Here is an 18,783-nt window from a genome sequence, read left to right as displayed (position 1 = left end):
ATCATCCCCTCATTAAGCCGGTCATCCTTCTTTCCGTTCATCCTTACATTTTAATTAGAACACTCACATAATCAGTCGGTTAAGAATGACAGCACATCCCCTCATCCTCCCTTCAGCCGCGCTTTCTAAGTCCCTTCACAATCTGCCTTCAGCAATTCCCTTGTGTACTCATCTTTTTAGACTACCGTTTTCTGTAGGGGCAGACCCGTGTGTCTGCCTGAGAACAGTTCACTTTAAGTTATTGGGGGCATTGGGCGGACACATGGGTCCGCCCCTACCGTAAAGCGTTATCGAAAAAATTAAAGCCGGAAGAAGTTTTACAGATGAAAGGAAGCTGAAGGGGCGGTGACGGGATGTCCGTTCACTACCGGAACCCCCACTGGCAGGGCGTTTCAACGACTAATGAAAGGAAGAAGGAAGAGACAGCTTTTCCGCTTGTAGGGCGAAAAAGACTGTTGGTTTTTGTGGATTCAGTCATTGTATGACAAAACATTTATGAGAATAGTCGAGAGCCGACATTACACCTGATACTTGCCACGGACTTTTGTAGCTGATTTTAGTTATCTCTAACTATATTCTTATTCTGGAACTTTTCCCAAGAAATCGGCCCTCGTCGGACTGAAACAGTCTATCAATATTCCTGCTTCCAAGCAAATGCATCCGTGCGGCACATCCGGTTCCATGTAAATGCCGTCACCTGCTTCCACTATCTTCTTTTCATTGCCAACGGTAAATTCAAATTTCCCACTTTCCACGAAGGTAGTCTGGGTATGATAATGGGAATGTGGAGAGCCGCATGCTCCTTTTTCGAACTTTACTTTTACCATCATCACTTGTCCGTCGTATCCCATCACTTGGCGTACGACTCCTTCGCCGGCAGGTTCCCATGCCATTTCACTTGCTATTAAAAAGGTATTACTTCTTGTTTTCATATCTGTGGATTGTTTTATTTGGTTACAGATTGATTATAAATAATGACTTTTATGCTCATCCCTTACACTGTTTATCCAACGTTCTGGCAAACACATCCATTTCTCTTTTAGAAATACCTAACTGTACTGCCAGTTCTTGCCATCCCCTTCATTACCTCAGTTACTTTTGGGATAATCTTTTCAGCTGTTTTGCATATACGTATTGTATCTCCTTCTTTCAGCCATTTTGTGGAATGTCCGCTATCAGATACAACGTGTTGACTGATAGGGCATTTCTGCATGGATGTTACAGAACGCTTGCTGAGTACAAAGGTAGTGGCTTTCTTGGAAATTCTGCGGTTTGTGGTGGAATTTTTGCACTCCAATTTCTAAAGCTGATAATCAATGAGGCAAGCCCATATATTTTTCAAAATGAACATATAACCAATGGGGTTGACCCAAGTAAATGTTTTATCTTGTGATAGATGATTGCTTATATATATTGTTCGTAGGTGCCATATACATTTGAATAAAAAATACGAGGAAAAGAACAATTATTGGCAGTCTTTTCCCTTTGGAATAGCTTATTTTGTGTCTCATAAATGTGAAAGACACAATGAAGAAGATATTACTCTGTATATGCCGGTTTATCATGTTCCCTTGCATACTCTTGGCGCAAGAAGGAAAGCCTGTGGGAGAAAATCCCGGATACGAAACCGAGAAAGATATGCCTCTCTTTTACTGCCGGATGAAGCAGAATCTTACTTACCCTATGGCATGGGGGAATTCCGTTATTAAAGATTTTCGGGTGTGGCGTAAAGAGGCGCGGAAGACTTTGCTCGACTGTATGCAACCGGCTCCGCCTTCAGTTCCCTTTGACATGCAAACAACGGCTGAAGAACAACGGCGGGGATATCGGGCAGCGAAGATTGTTTTCAGTGTGTCCGGTTATTCCCGTGTTCCTGCCTATTTACTGATTCCCGATGGAAAGGGGCCTTTTCCGGCTGTGCTTTTGCTGCACGACCATGGAGCGCATTTTTCTATCGGAAAAGAAAAGGTAGTCAGACCTTTCGGGGTGGATGAGGAGACGATGGAGGATGCAAACCGATGGACTGAAAAATGTTATGACGGCAGGTTCGTTGGTGATTATTTGGCATCGAAAGGGTATGTGGTGCTGGCTGTCGATGCCCTTTTCTGGGGAGAGCGCGGACGAAAGGAAGGGGTGCGTTATGAGTCGCAACAGGCACTGGCGGCGAATCTTTTGCAGATGGGAATGTCATGGGGAGCATTGATTGCTTGGGATGATATACGCAGTGCCGAGTTTCTGGCGAGTCTGTCTATTGTTGATAAGGATAAGGTCGGAGCCATGGGCTTTTCGATGGGGGCACATCGTGCATGGATGGTAAGTGCGGCTACGGATGTGGTAAAGGCTGCGGCTGCTGTGTGCTGGATGAATACCACGGACAGCCTGATGACACTCACCAACAATCAGAATAAAGGAGGGTCTGCCTATGCCATGATTATTCCGGGTATCAGAAACCGGATGGATTATCCGCACGTGGCTTCCATTGCCTGCCCCAAACCGATGTTGTTTATCAATGGATTGAAGGATAAACTTTTTCCGGTGGAAGGGGGAAGAAAGGCTTTTGCCACCATGAGGGAAGTGTGGGAAAGCAGGGAGGCCGGACAGATGCTGGTAACTAAGTTTTATGATTTGCCGCATTTCTGTAGCAGAGAAGTACAGGAGGAAGTGCTGGAGTTTTTTGATAAGCATATAAAACAGATACACAAAAGATAGGAACGATGAAAGCAAAATTATGGATGGCGTTTATTGCCTTGTTTGTCTTTTCGGCATTTACTACCGACAGGACAGTGACTATTTTTATGATTGGTGATTCCACGATGGCCAATAAGTCTTTGAACGGAGGAAACCGGGAGCGTGGCTGGGGACATGTGCTCGGAGGCTTTTTCAGTGAAGAGGTGCACGTGGACAATCATGCCGTGAACGGCCGCAGCTCCAAAAGTTTCATTGACGAGGGGCGGTGGGCTGTCGTGCTTGATAAAATAAAACCGGGGGATTATGTTTTTATCCAATTCGGACATAATGATGAAAAGGCGGATTCGGCGCGTCATACAGAGCCCGGAACGACTTTTGATGATAATTTGCGTCGCTTTGTGAAGGAAACAAGAGAAAAGGGAGGTATCCCTGTATTGTTTAATTCCATTGTCAGGCGTAGCTTTGGTCATAACGAACATGCTGTGGCAGAGGATGATATGCGCAAAGATATGTCTAAAGATATGATGGCAGAGGAAGGAAATGTTTTGGTAGATACACATGGAAAGTATTTGGATTCTCCGCGTAGGGTGGCTGAAGAGTTGGAGGTTCCTTTTGTGGATATGAATAAGATAACTCATGATTTGGTGGAGGGCTTGGGGGCTGAGGCTTCCAAAAAACTGTTTATGTGGATTCCCGAAGGGGTTTGTGCAGCCTGTCCTAAAGGGCGTGCCGACAATACTCACCTTAATGTGTATGGCGCACGCACAATAGCCGGTCTGACGGTGGATGTAATTGCCGAAAAGGTACCTGCACTGGCTCCGTATGTGCGTCATTATGATTTTGTTGTGGCAAAAGACGGAAGTGGTGACTTTTTTACCGTTCAGGAGGCGGTGAATGCTGTGCCGGATTTCAGAAAAGCCGGACGTACTACTATCTTGGTGCGTAAAGGAGTCTATAAGGAAAAGGTGATAATACCCGCGAGTAAGATTAATATTTCGCTGATAGGGGAGTCGGGAGCTGTGTTGACGAATGACGATTATGCTTCCCGCCTGAATTGTTTTGGCGAGGAGATGTCTACTTCCGGTTCGTCCACTTGCTATATTTATGCACCGGACTTTTATGCCGAGAATCTGACTTTTGAGAATACTGCCGGACGGGTGGGGCAGGCTGTGGCCTGTTTTGTCAGCGGTGATCGCGCCTATTTTAAGAATTGCCACTTTCTGGGCAATCAGGATACGCTTTATACTTACGGCAAGTCGAGTCGACAGTTCTACGAGTATTGCTATATAGAAGGTACGGTGGATTTTATCTTCGGGTGGTCGACTGCTCTTTTCAAGGATTGTGTCATTCATAGTTTGGCAGACGGATATGTGACGGCTCCTGCCACAGATAAAGGGAAGAGTTATGGCTATGTGTTTGTCGGTTGCAGGCTGACCGGAAGTGACGGGGCGCGGAAGGTGTATCTGTCTCGTCCGTGGCGACCTTATGCACAGGCGGTTTTCATACATTGTGAGTTGGGAAAGCATATTGCTCCCGAAGGTTGGAACAACTGGAATAAGAAAGAAGCCGAGAAAACAGTATTTTATGCTGAATATGAAAATAGGGGAGAGGGGGCGTATACAAAAGGACGCGCATCTTTTGGCAAACAATTGAAAGAGATAAAAAAGTATGGTGCAGACCGGATATTGGCAGGAGAGGATGGATGGAATCCGGCAAAGAACGGTAATACATTGCTGACTGATTTGAAAAGATGACGATTTTATGCCCTTATTCTTGTCGGATATGCTGTTTTTTATGTATTTTTGAAACATTATTTTATTGAGTATCTGTTACATGAAAAAACACTTGTTCCTGATTTTGGCATTGGCCTTTCTGGCATTGAATACGAATGCCCAGCCCAATTGTGTTTTTACTCATTATTCTTCGGAGGATGGATTGTCGCAAAATTCCGTTATGAGCATGGTTCAAGATTATAATGGCGTTTTGTGGTTCTCTACTTGGGACGGTATAAATAAGTTTGATGGTTATGATTTTAAAATCTACAAGGCTCGCCAAGGCAATAAAATAGCTTTGACCAACAATCGTGTGGATGTCATGAAGGTAGACCCATATAATTATATCTGGGTATTGACCTATGACAATCATGCTTTCCGTTTCGACCAAAAGACTGAAAGATTTGAATCGGTTCCGGCCGACGAAAAGGGAGAGGGGATGAGGTGTACGGATATCAAAATCTTGTCCGATGGTGTGGTGTGGATGCCGTTGGAGTCGGAAGGTGCTATCCGTGTGAAAACAAATCCCGAAGATTTTAGTCTCACGACCCGACTGTATGCCACACGCGGGCAGGGAGAGGGCGGATTTAACGCGCGCGTACATAATATATATAAAGATAGAAAGCAGCAGGAGTGGTTGCTTACTTCCAACGGACTGATGAAAGTGGGCGGTGACAATGAAAAACCTGTCACTTATTTTGTAAATTCCCGGATGGGGAATGAAGAGGCGAACCAGGCGTTCTATACGTGTTGCACGTATGGGGATGAAATCTATTTCGGCTCAGATAAAGGACGCATTTGGTGTTACTCGCTGGAGAATGATATTTTTCGGCTCTGGGAGCTGCCGCTGAAAGATAAGATTGTTTCCATCAATGAGATAGAAGGACTGGGACTGCTGGTTACCACACACAGTCAGGGGTTGGTAGTGTATAATGCGGAAACAAAAGAGAGTAAAGTCTACAACAAGTCCAATTGCCCCGCATTTCCATCCGATGATATCCATTCTGTGTATGTGGACAGTAAGCAGCAGGCTTGGTTTGAGATGACAGTGTGGGGGGAGGTCTGCCATTTCAATCCCTTTACCGGTGTGTTTAAGCAAGATAAAATGAAGGTGGAGCCTCAGGGAGCCGAACGGTCTTATCCGGCTTTTCATATCTGTGAGGATATGAATGGCAATTTGTGGGTGCACCCGCAAGGCGGAGGGTTGTCATGGTATGATCGTCAGGCTGATAAGTTGCTTCCGTTTTATAATGACCCGAATGTACCAGCATGGCGTTTCTCCAATAAACTGCACTCCATGCTTTCGGACAAGCAAGGCAATTTATGGTTGAGCACTCACTCCAAAGGGCTGGAAAAGGTAACGTTCTATGGGCGCCAGTTTCATTTGTATCCTCATGCCGGACGTAGTTATGACTTGAATTCCAATACGGTGCGTGCCTTGTTTGAGGATAGTGAACATCGCATCTGGATGTCTAAAAGAGACGGTAAGATAGAAGTATATACCAATGAACTCTCTTATTTGGGGTATTTGACTGAAGGGGGAATGATAGCAAAGAACGGACAGCCGCTGAGCGGGGTGGCCTATCATATCATGCAGGATTCGAAAGGGAATATATGGATTGCTACCAAGGGAAAAGGAGTCGTTCTGGCACAACCGGATGGGGGCGGATATAAGTTAATCCGCTTTGAATATAATGAAGATGATATTTATAGTCTGAGCCATAACAGTGCTTATTGGCTGCACGAAGATAAGCATGGCCGCATCTGGGTGGCTACTTTCGGCGGCGGGCTTAACTACATCGACCGTACCCCCGAAGGAAACTATATCTTTATCAACAACCGCAATAACCTGAAAGGCTTTCCGACAGACCGTTTTTATAGGTTACGCCATATCACTTCAGACCGGAAAGGGAATATATGGGTGAGTGGCACGGATGGAGCTTTGTGTTTTAAGGAAGATTTCAGAGAGCCGGAATCCATTAAATTTCATCTTTATGCTCCTGTGCCGGGTGATATGAACTGTTTGAGTAGCAGCAACGTGTATCGCATTCTCACTACAAGGGACGGAAATGTCTATGTGGCTACCTTTGGCGGTGGTCTTAACCAACTGGTTTCCATGGATGAGCAGGGGAATGCAGTCTTCAAATCTTATACCATTCAGGACGGCTTGCTGTCGGATATCCTGTTGTCGATAGAAGAAGATGATAACGGCAACTTGTGGATGAGCACGGAAAGCGGATTGAGCAAGTTCCTGCCTGCCGAACAGCGCTTTGAAAATTACAACGAACGTGATTTTGGTGATAAACTGCGTTTTGAAGAAAGTACTTCCCTCAATCTGAGTTCGCGGACTATGCTGTTTGGGACCAGTAACGGAGTCGTTTATTTTAACCCCGAGGAAATCAGTAAAAGTGATTATGTGCCGCCTGTCTTGTTTTCCGGACTGAAAATATCGAATCAGGAAGTTGCTCCCGGAGTGGAAGGGGGCATCCTGCCGCAGGCTTTGAACAATACAGGGCATTTGGTTCTTTCCCATAAAGAAAATATTGTGACATTTTCTTTTGCCGCACTTGATTGGGTTTATCCGGAAAATATCCGTTACGCTTACCGGCTTGAAGGATTTGACAAAGGATGGAACTATGTGGGTAAACAGCGTACGGCTACCTATACGAACCTGCCGAAAGGGGATTATGTCTTTTGGGTGAAATCAACCAACAGTGACGGGGTCTGGGTGGAGAATGAACGGAGTATGCAGCTCACTATCCTTCCGTCGTTTTGGGAGACTCCCTGGGCTATGGTGCTGTATGTGTTGGCTTTTCTCTGTATATTGCTTGCCGGTGTTTATATCTTGTTCACCATTTACAGATTGAAACATGAAGTGTCGGTAGAACAGCAGGTGTCGGATATAAAGCTGCGTTTCTTTACCAATATTTCTCATGAACTGCGCACGCCTTTGACCCTGATTGCCGGTCCGGTGGAATATGTATTGAAAACAGCCGGCCTGAGCGATGATGTACGCGAGCAGTTACGGATAGTGGAGCGAAATACCGACCGTATGCTCCGCTTGGTAAATCAGATTCTGGACTTCAGAAAGATTCAGAAGAATAAGATGAGGTTGCGCATCGAGCAGATAGATATCGTGCCATTCGTTCATCAACTTATGGATAATTTTGAATCTTTGGCGGAAGACCATCATATCGATTTCCTTTTTGAGAGTGAAAAGCCTTCTTTAAAGTTGTGGGTGGATACGGATAAGTTGGAGAAGATTGTTTTCAATTTGCTTTCCAATGCCTTTAAATATACGCCGCAAGGTAAAATGATTACTTTGTTTATTCATGAGAATGAGAATAGTGTGGCTGTAGGGGTACAAGATCAGGGTATCGGTATCTCTGAGAGCAAGAAGGCTTCCCTCTTTGTGCGTTTTGAGAATCTGCTGGACAAGAATCTGTTTAACCAACAAAGTTCGGGTATCGGACTGTCGTTGGTTAAAGAATTGGTTGAGCTTCATCAGGCAAGCATCCGTGTCGACAGTAAGGAGGGCGAAGGCAGTTGCTTCACCGTGGAATTTCTAAAAGGAAAAGAGCATTTCACGGAGAATGTGGATTTTATTATTTCCGATGATATAGAGATGGGGGCGGAGCGTCCTGTGTCTACGGTTGCCGATGGCAGTGGAACTGCTTCTTCGGAAGAGGACGAAGTGACTAACCCGGGAGAACATAAGACCATGCTTCTGGTGGAGGATAATTTGGAATTACGGTTTTTCTTGCGAAGTATTTTCTTGTCGGAGTTCAATGTAATAGAGGCAACAAACGGTGCCGAAGGGTTGGCAAAAGCATTGAAGTTTGTTCCGGATATCATCATCAGTGATATTATGATGCCGGAGATGGACGGCATAGCGATGACCAAAGAGATACGCGAAAATATGTCTACCAGCCATATCCCGGTCGTGTTGCTGACTGCCAAGTCGGATACCGACAGCAAATTGCAGGGAATGGAACAGGGAGCTGATGATTATATCACCAAACCTTTCAGTGCGACTTATCTGAAGGCAAGGGTAGAGAATATCTTGGCAAGACGGAATAAATTGCAGCAGCTCTATCGGGAGAAGATGATGGGAATGCAGGCCGTTTCTTTGTCCGAAGAAACGGAAGAACCGCAACGGCAACAGCCTGAAATGTCTGTCCATGACCGTAAATTTATGGATAAACTGACTGAACTGATGGAGCAGAACATGGATAATGGCGAATTGATGGTAGACGACTTGGTGAAAGAACTGGCAGTGAGCCGTTCCGTTTTTTTCAAGAAGTTGAAAACACTGACCGGTTTGGCACCTATTGAGTTTATAAAGGAAATGAGAGTCACTCGCGCTGCTCAGTTGATTGAGACGGGCGATTATAATATGACACAGATAGCTTATATGGTCGGTATCAATGATCCCCGTTATTTCAGCAAGTGTTTTAAACAGCGTTTCGGTATGACTCCTACAGAGTATAAAGAGAAGAAACTAACACGATAACAAATAAATATTATGAAGAAAATGCTATTGTTCACCTTGTTGGTAGGTGGATTATGTACAACCACGCCCATAGTGCAGGCACAGGAACGTTTGCCCGAGTACTTACAGGCGGAGAAATTTACTCAGGAGAAACTGAATACCATGCTGTTCTCTACCGTAGTAGACCCGCATTGGTTTCAGAAAGGAAACAGCTTCTGGTTTCAGTATAAAACAAGTGAAGGTACTTTTTGGTATGTGGTAGACCCTTCGGCACGCAGTAAGAAGCAGCTTTTCGACCGTGATGAAATGGCCTCGCAACTGACCGAAATAGTAAAGGACCCTTTTGAAGCGCGCCATCTTCCCATTAAGAACTTGAAAGCTCAAGAAGACGGCCGTACTTTTACTTTTGAGGTAGTGTCTTCCCAGGATGCCAAACCCAAAGAGGATAAGGAGAAAAAAGACAAAAAAGGTAAGACTGAAAAAGAAGTCTTTTATTTTTCTTATGATTATCCTACCCGTAAGCTCACTCATCTGAAAGATAAAGAAAAAGAACCCAAGAAAATCAGATGGGGGTCAATCTCTCCTGACGGAAAGACGGTGGTTTATGCCAAAGACCTGAATCTTTATCGCATGAGCCGTGAAGATTATGAGAAGGCAAAGAAGGATGAAAAGGACAGTACTATTGTCGAAATTCAACTGACTAAAGACGGTATGGAAGATTTTGGCTACGGTATTCCTTATAGCATGCTCAACACTGATACGCTGTGTAATGGCAAGCGTCGCAGGGTGTATGGGGTGTGGTCGCCCGACTCCCGTCATTTTGCAACGACTGTTTCCGACGATCGGGCCGTAAAAGAGTTGTGGGTGATTAACTCTATGGCACAACCGCGTCCTACGCTGGAAACCTATAAATATCAGATGCCCGGTGAAAAAGAAGCTCCGATAGATCATTTGTATTTGTTTGATATGAGTGACAACAGCCGGAAGGAAATAAAGGTGAGTGCTTATAAAGACCAGACTTTGGGACTCTCTTACAGTCCGTGGTTGCAGAAACAGCGTGACATGGAAGACCAGCCTTTGATTTGGTTGGGTGATAATAACCGTTTCTATCTTTCACGTAAAAGCCGTGACTTGCATCGGGTAGATATTTGTTCTTATACTGTAGGACAGGATTCTATTGTTCCTGTTATTGAAGAACGCATGAATACCTATCAGGAAACGCGTCCTTTGCATCTTTTGAACAATGGAAAGGAACTGATTCAGTGGAGTGAGCGCGACGGTTGGGCGCATCTTTATTTATATGATGACAAAGGTAATTTGAAAAACCGCATCACGAAGGGGCCTTGGCATGTGGAAGAAATATTGAAAGTAGACGATAAAGCGCGTGTCGTTTATTTCACGGCTAATGGTATGAATCCGAAAGAAAATCCATATTATGAACACTTGTATCGGGTGAATTTGGATGGTAGCGGACTGAAACAACTGTCGAAGGGAGATTATTTCCATCGTGTGGAAGTGGATGATGAGGCGCGTTTTGTGGTGGACAACTTTTCACGTGTCAACACAGTGCCTTGTGCCGACCTGCTGGATACAAACGGCAACAAGGTGATAACGATTCAGGAAAGTGATTTCTCGCAACTCTTTGCTGCCGGTTACAAGTTTCCGGAACCTTTTAAGGTGAAAGCAGCCGATGGGGTGACTGACCTTTATGGTGTGATGTATAAACCGTTTAATTTCGATTCTACAAAGGTATATCCTATTGTAGACTATGTTTATCCGGGTCCGCAGGTCGAAGGTACGGTTTATCCGTTTACCCGCATGACTCCGCGTACAGACCGATTGGCACAAGCCGGTTTTATTGTCATTTCGGTAGGGCAGCGTGGCGGACATCCAAGCCGTTCCAAGTGGTATCATAACTATGGATATGGCAATATGCGCGATTACCCCTTGGCCGACCACAAATATGCTATCGAGCAGTTGGCAATGCGTTATAATTATATAGATATAGATAAGGTGGGTATTCATGGACATTCAGGAGGCGGATTTATGAGTACGGCTGCCATGTGCCAATATCCGGACTTCTTTAAGGTTGCCGTTTCATGTGCCGGAAACCATGATAATAATATTTATAATCGTTGGTGGAGCGAAACACATCACGGAGTAAAGGAAGTGGTAAGCGAAAAGGGAGATACTACCTTTGTTTATAAGATATCGACCAATCCTCAGATTGCTAAACAGCTGAAAGGCAATTTACTGCTGATTCACGGTGACATTGATAACAATGTGCATCCGGGAAATACGCTCCGGGTAGTCGACGCACTAATACGTGCCGGTAAACGCTTTGATATGCTGATTTTACCGCAACAACGCCACGGCTTCGGTGATATGAATGAATATTTCTATTGGAGACTGGTGGATTATTTCTCTGAACATCTGAAAGGAAAGAGTGAGAAGTTTGTGGATATTCCCAAACGCTAGTGAAGATTATACATGGGAGTGTGTCAAAACTAAACCGGCCTATCCAATTGTCAGCTGTAGGGGCAGGGTTTGCCTGCCCGAATACACAAAGCAAACAGTTTTCGGGCGAGCGAACCTCGCCCCTACAAGCTAAACGACAGTATTATCCGTGTTTTGACACATTTCCATGAAAAAATATCTATTACAGCAGACCTGCAATATAAGCCTTCATTTCGGGCACGGCAGCTTTTGCTTCCAAATATAATTTATATTGGGCTTTTGTGCGTACCAAATTGTGACCTTCATACTTGGTTTGGTAATACGTATCACCGTTGATATAGTCGGCCAAGAAACGTACAGCCTGCATATATGGGAACAAAGTAGCTGCATAAGGCAACATCTCAACTTCAACCGGAGTCAGGAATGAACGGGCTGATTCGATGTATCCTTTGGCAAATGCCTTGAAAATTTCCATATTAAAACGGACATTGTTTAAATCCTTTTCATCTTCCTTGCCTGTATTGGCTGCTGAACGCAGGAAGTCGCCGAAATCAGAGAAGATAAAGCTGGGCATTACAGTATCGAGGTCGATAACGCAAAGCACTTTACCGTTTTCATCAAATAACATGTTGCTGACTTTGGTATCACAGTGGCAGATGCGTTTCGGAAGTTTGCCTTCGCGGAACAACTGTTCAGCACTACACATTTCATTTGCATCTTTTTCAATGGCATCAACGATGTCCTGCACTTCGCTCAGTCTGCCTGCTGCATTGGCGGCAACAGCTTCGCGCAATTGTTTCATGCGGAACTCCATGTTGTGGAAATCAGGAATAATTTCACCTAACTGTTCGGGCACGTCGGCTAACATTGCTTGGAATTCACCGAATTTCAAACCTGCCAAATAAGAAGAGTCGGGAGTTACGGCTTCCAGCGTCTGCGAACGGGGAATGAACACTGATACGCGCCAGTAACCTTCGCCGTCATAATAAAATGTTTTTCCATCGGTAGCCGGAAGGAAACGGAGCACTTTGCGGTCGATGTCTGTTTCGCCCTGTGCTTCCAGTTTTTTACGGATGTGGCCTGTCACCACTTCGATGTTGTGCTGCAACATGTCGATGTCTGTAAATATCTGATGGTTGATACGCTGTAATACGTAGTCAGCTTCTTGAGGATCGACAGTTTTTACTAAATAAGTCTGGTTGATAAGCCCTGATGTCAGTGCTTTTACTTCTTTTACTTCGCCCACTTCGGGGAATTGCTTGATAATCTGATTGAGGTTTTCCATAGATTGTTATTGTAATAATTATGAATAATCAAGGGTTATGATGAGACAAAGATAGCTTCTTCTCCTTAAATAAGGAAAAGAAGCTATCACTATTTTATTATTTATTATAGGAATAGGCGTATTATTTCTTCAAATCGGTCTGGAACATACGGTCTGCACGTAGCAAATGACGCCAGCAGGATACCAATTCCTGTGATTCTTGTAGCACATTGAGGTATACCATAGAGGCTTTTACATTTACGTCGCGTTCCTGTATGCGGTCCATTTGCTCTTTGCGCAGGGTAGAAATCTTACTTTTCAGCAGAGAACCTTCGCGTAGCAGGGCATCGGTTTGGGTATAGTCCTTATTGGCTAGCACTTCTGTGGCGCGGGTCATCAGGGCGGTCATTTCGTTGCAGATGGGGATAAACTCGTTGGTGGCGCGTTCTGACAGCGGAGTGAACTTGTTGTCTACGTGCTCCTTGCATGGGTCGCAGATACGTTTCAGACAGTAGAGCATCTGTTCACAGCTATTACTACCCAAATGGAACCACGTGTTCTTCTCGATAGCGGTAAAGTTGTCAATGCGGCGCAAACCCAAGATTTCCTTGCGGCGTATTTTTTTCAGCATTTTTTTCTGGCTGTCGGTATTACTTACGGCTTTACGCAGCGCTTTCAGATTCTCATTGATGAATCCGTCGGTTATTTGACGGTAAGTTTCGTTGGTAAATGCCATTTCGGTCACTAGTGTATTGTTGACGTGCTGACGGAGCAGTGTCCAACGTTCCTCTTTGTCTTTGCTGGCAATGAGGCGTGCGAATATATCGTCTTTGCCTTTATCTTTCTGTTTCTTGCTATAGTTGATATTACTGCGTACTAACAGGAATATGGCGAGTGCAATCAAAGCCAGCATAGCAAATGTGCCACCATAATACATAATGAGTGTAACTACAAAACAGATGGTGAAGGCAGCTCCGGCAGTGATGAACCATCCGCCGATAACGGAAAGAACGCCGGTGATGCGATAAACAGCACTGTCACGGCTCCATGCGCGGTCGGCCAATGAGCTACCCATGGCAACCATAAAGGTAACGTAAGTGGTGGAAAGGGGAAGTTTTAAAGAAGTTCCCACCGCGATGAGCAGACCGGCTAATACCAAATTGACAGAGGCACGTATCAAGTCGAATGCCGCACCGTTCTCCATAATCATCACATCCTTACTAAAACGGTTGTCGGCCCAGCGTTTCAAGTTGTCGGGCAATATCTTGGCAATATTTTCCGAAGCAGTCATGGTGGAGCGGACAATGCTACGTGCTACGGCTGATGAACCGAACATTTCGTCGCCTTCGTCCTGACGCGAAAGGTCTACTGATGTTTTTACTACATTTTGTGCTTTCTTCGAGGTAATCAGTGCGTACACCATGATGGCACCGGCCAGAAACAAGAATAAGAATGGAGTAGTGGCGGGGCCATTCAGCGAATCCATCAGATACCCCATCGGATTGCCGTTGCCATTGGCCATAAAGTCGGTATAAGCAGAGAAACCTGCCAAAGGCACACCAATGAAGTTGACCAGGTCATTGCCGGCAAAGGCCATGGCAAGGGCAAAAGTACCCAGCATAACGACTACCTTGAACACATTGATTTTACACCAGTGCAGCACTTGCATCAGAACGGTGAAGAACACAAAGCTGCAACTTACCAGCATCAGAGTGTTGTCTTGAATCCAGTGTTTGTTGTCGGGGGTCATAAAGGAAGAGTCTTTCAGTCCTTTTATCAGCATGAAATAGATAATGGCTGTTACGGCAACACCGCCAAACAGACCGATGGTGTATTTCAGTTTCTTGGTATAATTAAAAGTAAAGAGAAGGCGTGAGAGGTATTGCACCAATGTGCCGAAGAAGAAGGCTACGGCTACCGAGAGGAAAATACCCAAAATGACGGACAATGCTTTTTCCGTATTCAGCAGGTCGGCAAAGCCTAACATGCCGGTTTCGTCTCCCGCTATCTTGATGAGGGCCAAGACGAAAGTACCTCCCAACAATTCGAATACCATGGATACGGTAGTGGAGGTAGGCATTCCTAAAGAATTGAAAATGTCCAGCAGGACGACATCCGTCACCATGACGGCCAGGAAGATGCACATCAGTTCCTGAAAGTAGAATTGCTCCGGGCGGAAGATGCCGTGGCGCGCGATGTCCATCATTCCATTGCTCAGCGTAGCACCAATAAAGATACCGAGGGCGGCGATGACGATGATGGTCTTGAATGATGCGGCTTTGGCACCGATTGCGGAGTTCATGAAGTTCACTGCGTCGTTGCTGACGCCTACTACCAAATCGAATATGGCCAGCAGAAAGAGGAATACGACGATTCCCAAAAACATTGTTTCCATAAATTTTGTTCACTCTATTTTTAATGGGCGCAAAAGTAGGGGAGCCATGTTATGATGGAATGTCATACATGTTACATTTGTATTACAATCCGAGTTTTAGGACAAATATGAGTCGATAAATAATATTTCACCTTTTTGTGTGGAAGATATAAACTGAAAATTCATACCTTTGTAGCCCAAATACTTAATCTATTAAAAATGTCAGAGGCTAAGAGAATAAAAACCGCATTGGTATCGGTTTATCACAAGGAAGGTTTGGACGAGATTATTACCAAACTACACGAAGAAGGAGTAGAGTTCCTCTCAACAGGCGGAACACGACAGTTTATTGAATCACTGGGCTTCCCGTGCAAAGCGGTAGAAGACCTGACTACTTATCCCTCTATTCTGGGCGGACGTGTAAAGACACTGCATCCGAAAGTTTTCGGAGGAATTCTGTGCCGTCGCGGTCTGGAACAGGATATGCAACAGATTGAGAAATATGAAATTCCCGAAATAGACTTGGTTATCGTTGATTTGTATCCGTTTGAGGCAACTGTTGCCAGCGGTGCCGAGGAACAGGCTATTATCGAGAAAATAGATATAGGCGGTATCTCATTGATACGTGCTGCTGCAAAGAACTTTAATGATGTGGTAATTATTGCTAGCCAGGCACAATACAAACCGTTCCGCGATATGTTGCTGGAACATGGCGCTACTACTTCAAAAGAAGAACGTCGTTGGTTTGCCAAGGAAGCGTTTGCCGTTTCATCTCATTATGATTCGGCTATCTTCAATTACTTTGACGGTGGCGAAGGCTCTGCTTTCCGTTGTGCGGTGGAAGATCAAAAGCAGCTTCGTTATGGTGAAAATCCGCATCAAAAAGGTTATTTCTATGGTAATTTGGACGCTATGTTTGACCAAATTCACGGAAAGGAAATCTCTTACAACAACTTGCTGGATATTAATGCCGCCGTTGATTTGATTGATGAATTCGATGAAATTACTTTTGCTATTCTGAAACATAACAATGCCTGCGGTCTGGCTTCACGTCCTACCGTTCTCGAAGCATGGAAGGATGCTTTGGCTGGCGATCCGGTTTCAGCTTTCGGTGGTGTATTGGTTACCAATGCAGTGATTGACAAGGAAACGGCGGAAGAAATCAACAAGCTTTTCTTTGAGGTTATCATAGCTCCCGATTATGATGTGGATGCATTGGAAATTCTGGGACAGAAGAAAAATCGCATTATCTTGGTACGCAAGGAAGCTAAGTTACCTAAGAAACAGTTCCGTTCTTTGTTGAACGGTGTGTTGGTTCAGGAGAGAGACTTGGATGTGGAAACTGCTGCCGATTTGAAACAGGTAAGCGAGAAAGCTCCGACGGCTGCCGAAGTGGAAGATATGCTGTTTGCCAACAAGATAGTGAAGAACAGTAAGAGCAATGCTATTGTTTTGGCTAAAAACAAACAATTGCTGGCAAGCGGTGTTGGACAGACTTCACGTGTGGATGCCCTGAAGCAAGCTATCGAAAAAGCCAAATCATTTGAATTTGACCTGCATGGCGCAGTAATGGCAAGTGATGCTTTCTTCCCCTTCCCCGATTGTGTGGAAATCGCCGACAAGGAAGGTGTGAAAGCTGTTATCCAGCCGGGAGGCTCTGTAAAAGACGAATTGACGTTCCAGTATTGCAATGAACATGGAGTAGCCATGGTCACTACCGGAATCCGTCATTTTAAACACTAATATAATAGTTTGAGAGGGTGTGTCAAAAGGAAGATAACTGATTCCGGCTTTGACACATCCTCCCATTGTACCTGTCAACTAAATAAAAATTATGGGATTATTCTCCTTTACACAAGAGATTGCGATGGACCTTGGCACTGCCAATACCATCATATTGAATAATGGAAAGATTGTAGTGGACGAACCTTCGGTCGTTGCACTCGACCGTCGCACTGACAAGATGATTGCCGTAGGCGAACGGGCTAAAATGATGTATGAGAAAGAGAACCCGAATATTCGCACAGTACGTCCTTTGCGTGATGGTGTGATTGCCGACTTTAACGCTTGCGAACAAATGATGCGCGGTTTGATTAAGAAGGTAAACATGGGCAATCGTTTCTTCTCTCCTTCATTACGTATGGTTATCGGTGTGCCTTCGGGAAGTACGGAAGTCGAACTCCGTGCCGTTCGCGATAGTGCGGAGCATGCTGGCGGACGTGATGTCTATTTGATTTTTGAACCTATGGCTGCTGCTATCGGTATTGGTATCGATGTGGAAGCACCCGAAGGAAATATGATTGTCGATATAGGTGGAGGTTCTACCGAAATTGCTGTTATTTCATTGGGCGGCATCGTGTCGAACAACTCTATTCGTATTGCTGGTGATGATCTGACTGCCGATATTCAGGAATATATGAGCCGTCAGCATAATGTAAAGGTGAGTGAACGTATGGCGGAACGTATCAAAATCCATGTAGGTGCGGCATTGACTGATTTAGGCGATGATGCTCCCGAAGATTATATTGTCCGTGGTCCTAACCGTATTACTGCCCTTCCTATGGAAGTGCCTGTCAATTATCAGGAGGTGGCACATTGTTTGGAAAAGAGCATTGCCAAGATTGAAACAGCCATCCTGAGCGCATTGGAGCAGACTCCTCCAGAACTGTATGCCGATATCGTGTTGAATGGTATTTATTTGGCAGGGGGCGGTGCTTTATTACGTGGCTTGGACAAACGTCTTACCGACAAGATTAATATTCCGTTCCATATAGCCGAAGATCCTTTGCTGAGTGTTGCCAAAGGTACAGGCATTGCGCTGAAGAATGTAGACCGTTTCTCATTCTTGATGCGATAAGAGACTAATGAAGAAATAAAGATGAGAAATCTGCTGAATTTCTTTTTAAAGTACAATTACTGGTTCCTCTTTGTTTTACTGGAGGTAATCAGTTTTGCTTTATTATTCCGTTTCAACAGTTATCAGGGAAGTGCATTCTTTACCTCTGCCAATCGGCTTGCCGGTGCGGTGTATGATGCAGCCAATAATGTCACCGGATATTTTCATTTGAAAACCATCAATGATGAATTGGTACAAAAAAATGTAGAACTGGAACTGCAAGTGGAACGCCTCCGTAAAACCCTGACGGAAGCGACGGGAGACAGCAGTGGCATCGAACAGATGAAGCAGGAAGCCTTGCAGGAATATGACATCTTCAAGGCGAGTGTTATTAATAATAGCATTACCCATGCCGATAATTATATTACTATAAACAAGGGAACGGCAGACGGTGTGCGCAGTGAAATGGGTGTAGTGAACGGAAGTGGTGTGGTAGGTATTGTTTATCTTACCTCTTCTCATCACTCCATCGTTATTCCTGTTTTGAATTCGAAAAGCAGCATTAGCTGTAAAATCAAGAAGAGTGATTACTTCGGCTTCTTGAAATGGGACGGCGGCTCGTCTGAGTATGCTTATGTGAAAGATATGCCCCGTCATTCATTATTCTCTTTGGGAGATACCATTGTGACAAGCGGACACAGTGCCGTGTTTCCGTCAGGAATTCCGGTTGGGACGGTAGATGATATAGCCGATAGTCATGATGGCCTGTCTTACTTGTTGAGAGTTAAGCTATTTACTGATTTTGCTCGTCTGAATGACGTCCGTGTCATTGCGAAGAAAGGGCAGGAAGAACAGTTGGAGTTAGAGAAACAGGTTAAAACGAATAAGTAGAGTGGACTG

Annotated in this window: 10 protein-coding genes; 7 read left to right on the top strand and 3 right to left on the bottom strand. The window is 44.7% G+C overall.

The features are described 5' to 3' along the window. Positions 1 to 578 precede the first annotated feature (578 nt). Positions 579 to 932: a cupin domain-containing protein gene (locus QYT14_RS14130; RefSeq protein ID WP_288325683.1), complete on the bottom strand. Its 354-nt coding sequence runs from the start codon at positions 930 to 932 to the stop codon at positions 579 to 581. A 595-nt stretch (positions 933 to 1,527) separates the two neighbouring features. On the opposite strand from QYT14_RS14130, the gene QYT14_RS14120 reads away from it, so the two are divergent. The 4 genes from QYT14_RS14120 (at position 1,528) to QYT14_RS14105 (ending at position 11,430) form a co-directional block, all read left to right on the top strand. Then, the gene (locus tag QYT14_RS14120; protein WP_288325684.1) at positions 1,528 to 2,709 is read left to right on the top strand and encodes an alpha/beta hydrolase family protein; all 1,182 of its coding nucleotides are present in this window, start codon (positions 1,528 to 1,530) and stop codon (positions 2,707 to 2,709) included. A 5-nt stretch (positions 2,710 to 2,714) separates the two neighbouring features. After that, positions 2,715 to 4,442, top strand: coding sequence for a pectinesterase family protein (locus tag QYT14_RS14115; protein WP_288325685.1), 1,728 nt, complete (start codon positions 2,715 to 2,717; stop codon positions 4,440 to 4,442). Between the two features lie 79 nt (positions 4,443 to 4,521). After that, positions 4,522 to 8,973 carry a hybrid sensor histidine kinase/response regulator transcription factor gene (locus QYT14_RS14110; protein ID WP_288325686.1) on the top strand — a complete coding sequence of 1,484 codons (4,452 nt, stop codon included), beginning with the start codon at positions 4,522 to 4,524 and terminating at the stop codon, positions 8,971 to 8,973. Positions 8,974 to 8,985: 12 nt separating this feature from the next. Further along, complete coding sequence (locus QYT14_RS14105) at positions 8,986 to 11,430, top strand: DPP IV N-terminal domain-containing protein (protein ID WP_288325687.1); 2,445 nt, start codon at positions 8,986 to 8,988, stop codon at positions 11,428 to 11,430. A 181-nt stretch (positions 11,431 to 11,611) separates the two neighbouring features. On the opposite strand, the gene QYT14_RS14100 is transcribed toward QYT14_RS14105, so the two are convergent. Then, a complete protein-coding gene (locus QYT14_RS14100; RefSeq protein WP_288325688.1) occupies positions 11,612 to 12,694 on the bottom strand; it encodes an aminoglycoside phosphotransferase family protein in 1,083 nt (360 codons plus the stop codon). Positions 12,695 to 12,815: 121 nt separating this feature from the next. Next, complete coding sequence (locus QYT14_RS14095) at positions 12,816 to 15,068, bottom strand: inorganic phosphate transporter (RefSeq protein ID WP_288325689.1); 2,253 nt, start codon at positions 15,066 to 15,068, stop codon at positions 12,816 to 12,818. 198 nt (positions 15,069 to 15,266) lie between these two features. Between QYT14_RS14095 and purH the strand changes: the two genes are divergently transcribed. From purH to mreC, 3 genes are all read left to right on the top strand, one after another. Continuing rightward, positions 15,267 to 16,790 carry a bifunctional phosphoribosylaminoimidazolecarboxamide formyltransferase/IMP cyclohydrolase gene (gene purH / locus QYT14_RS14090; RefSeq protein ID WP_237040675.1) on the top strand — a complete coding sequence of 508 codons (1,524 nt, stop codon included), beginning with the start codon at positions 15,267 to 15,269 and terminating at the stop codon, positions 16,788 to 16,790. Between the two features lie 91 nt (positions 16,791 to 16,881). Then, positions 16,882 to 17,904: a rod shape-determining protein gene (locus QYT14_RS14085; protein ID WP_005943232.1), complete on the top strand. Its 1,023-nt coding sequence runs from the start codon at positions 16,882 to 16,884 to the stop codon at positions 17,902 to 17,904. Between the two features lie 21 nt (positions 17,905 to 17,925). Next, a complete protein-coding gene (gene mreC / locus QYT14_RS14080) occupies positions 17,926 to 18,774 on the top strand; it encodes a rod shape-determining protein MreC (protein ID WP_288325690.1) in 849 nt (282 codons plus the stop codon). The last annotated feature ends 9 nt before the right edge of the window (positions 18,775 to 18,783 follow it).

This window comes from uncultured Phocaeicola sp. (assembly GCF_948499155.1).
Taxonomy (GTDB): Bacteria; Bacteroidota; Bacteroidia; order Bacteroidales; family Bacteroidaceae; genus Phocaeicola; species Phocaeicola faecalis.
Note: the sequence above shows the minus strand (reverse complement) of the source record. Positions and strands in the feature narration are given on the sequence as shown.

Coding starts and splice junctions, on each gene's coding strand:
- QYT14_RS14120 (WP_288325684.1), top strand. CDS start 1,528: ATGAAGAAGATATTACTCTGTATATGCCGGTTTATCATGTTCCCTTGC.
- mreC (WP_288325690.1), top strand. CDS start 17,926: ATGAGAAATCTGCTGAATTTCTTTTTAAAGTACAATTACTGGTTCCTC.
- QYT14_RS14130 (WP_288325683.1), bottom strand. CDS start 932: ATGAAAACAAGAAGTAATACCTTTTTAATAGCAAGTGAAATGGCATGG.
- QYT14_RS14105 (WP_288325687.1), top strand. CDS start 8,986: ATGAAGAAAATGCTATTGTTCACCTTGTTGGTAGGTGGATTATGTACA.
- QYT14_RS14095 (WP_288325689.1), bottom strand. CDS start 15,068: ATGGAAACAATGTTTTTGGGAATCGTCGTATTCCTCTTTCTGCTGGCC.
- QYT14_RS14115 (WP_288325685.1), top strand. CDS start 2,715: ATGAAAGCAAAATTATGGATGGCGTTTATTGCCTTGTTTGTCTTTTCG.
- QYT14_RS14085 (WP_005943232.1), top strand. CDS start 16,882: ATGGGATTATTCTCCTTTACACAAGAGATTGCGATGGACCTTGGCACT.
- QYT14_RS14100 (WP_288325688.1), bottom strand. CDS start 12,694: ATGGAAAACCTCAATCAGATTATCAAGCAATTCCCCGAAGTGGGCGAA.
- QYT14_RS14110 (WP_288325686.1), top strand. CDS start 4,522: ATGAAAAAACACTTGTTCCTGATTTTGGCATTGGCCTTTCTGGCATTG.
- purH (WP_237040675.1), top strand. CDS start 15,267: ATGTCAGAGGCTAAGAGAATAAAAACCGCATTGGTATCGGTTTATCAC.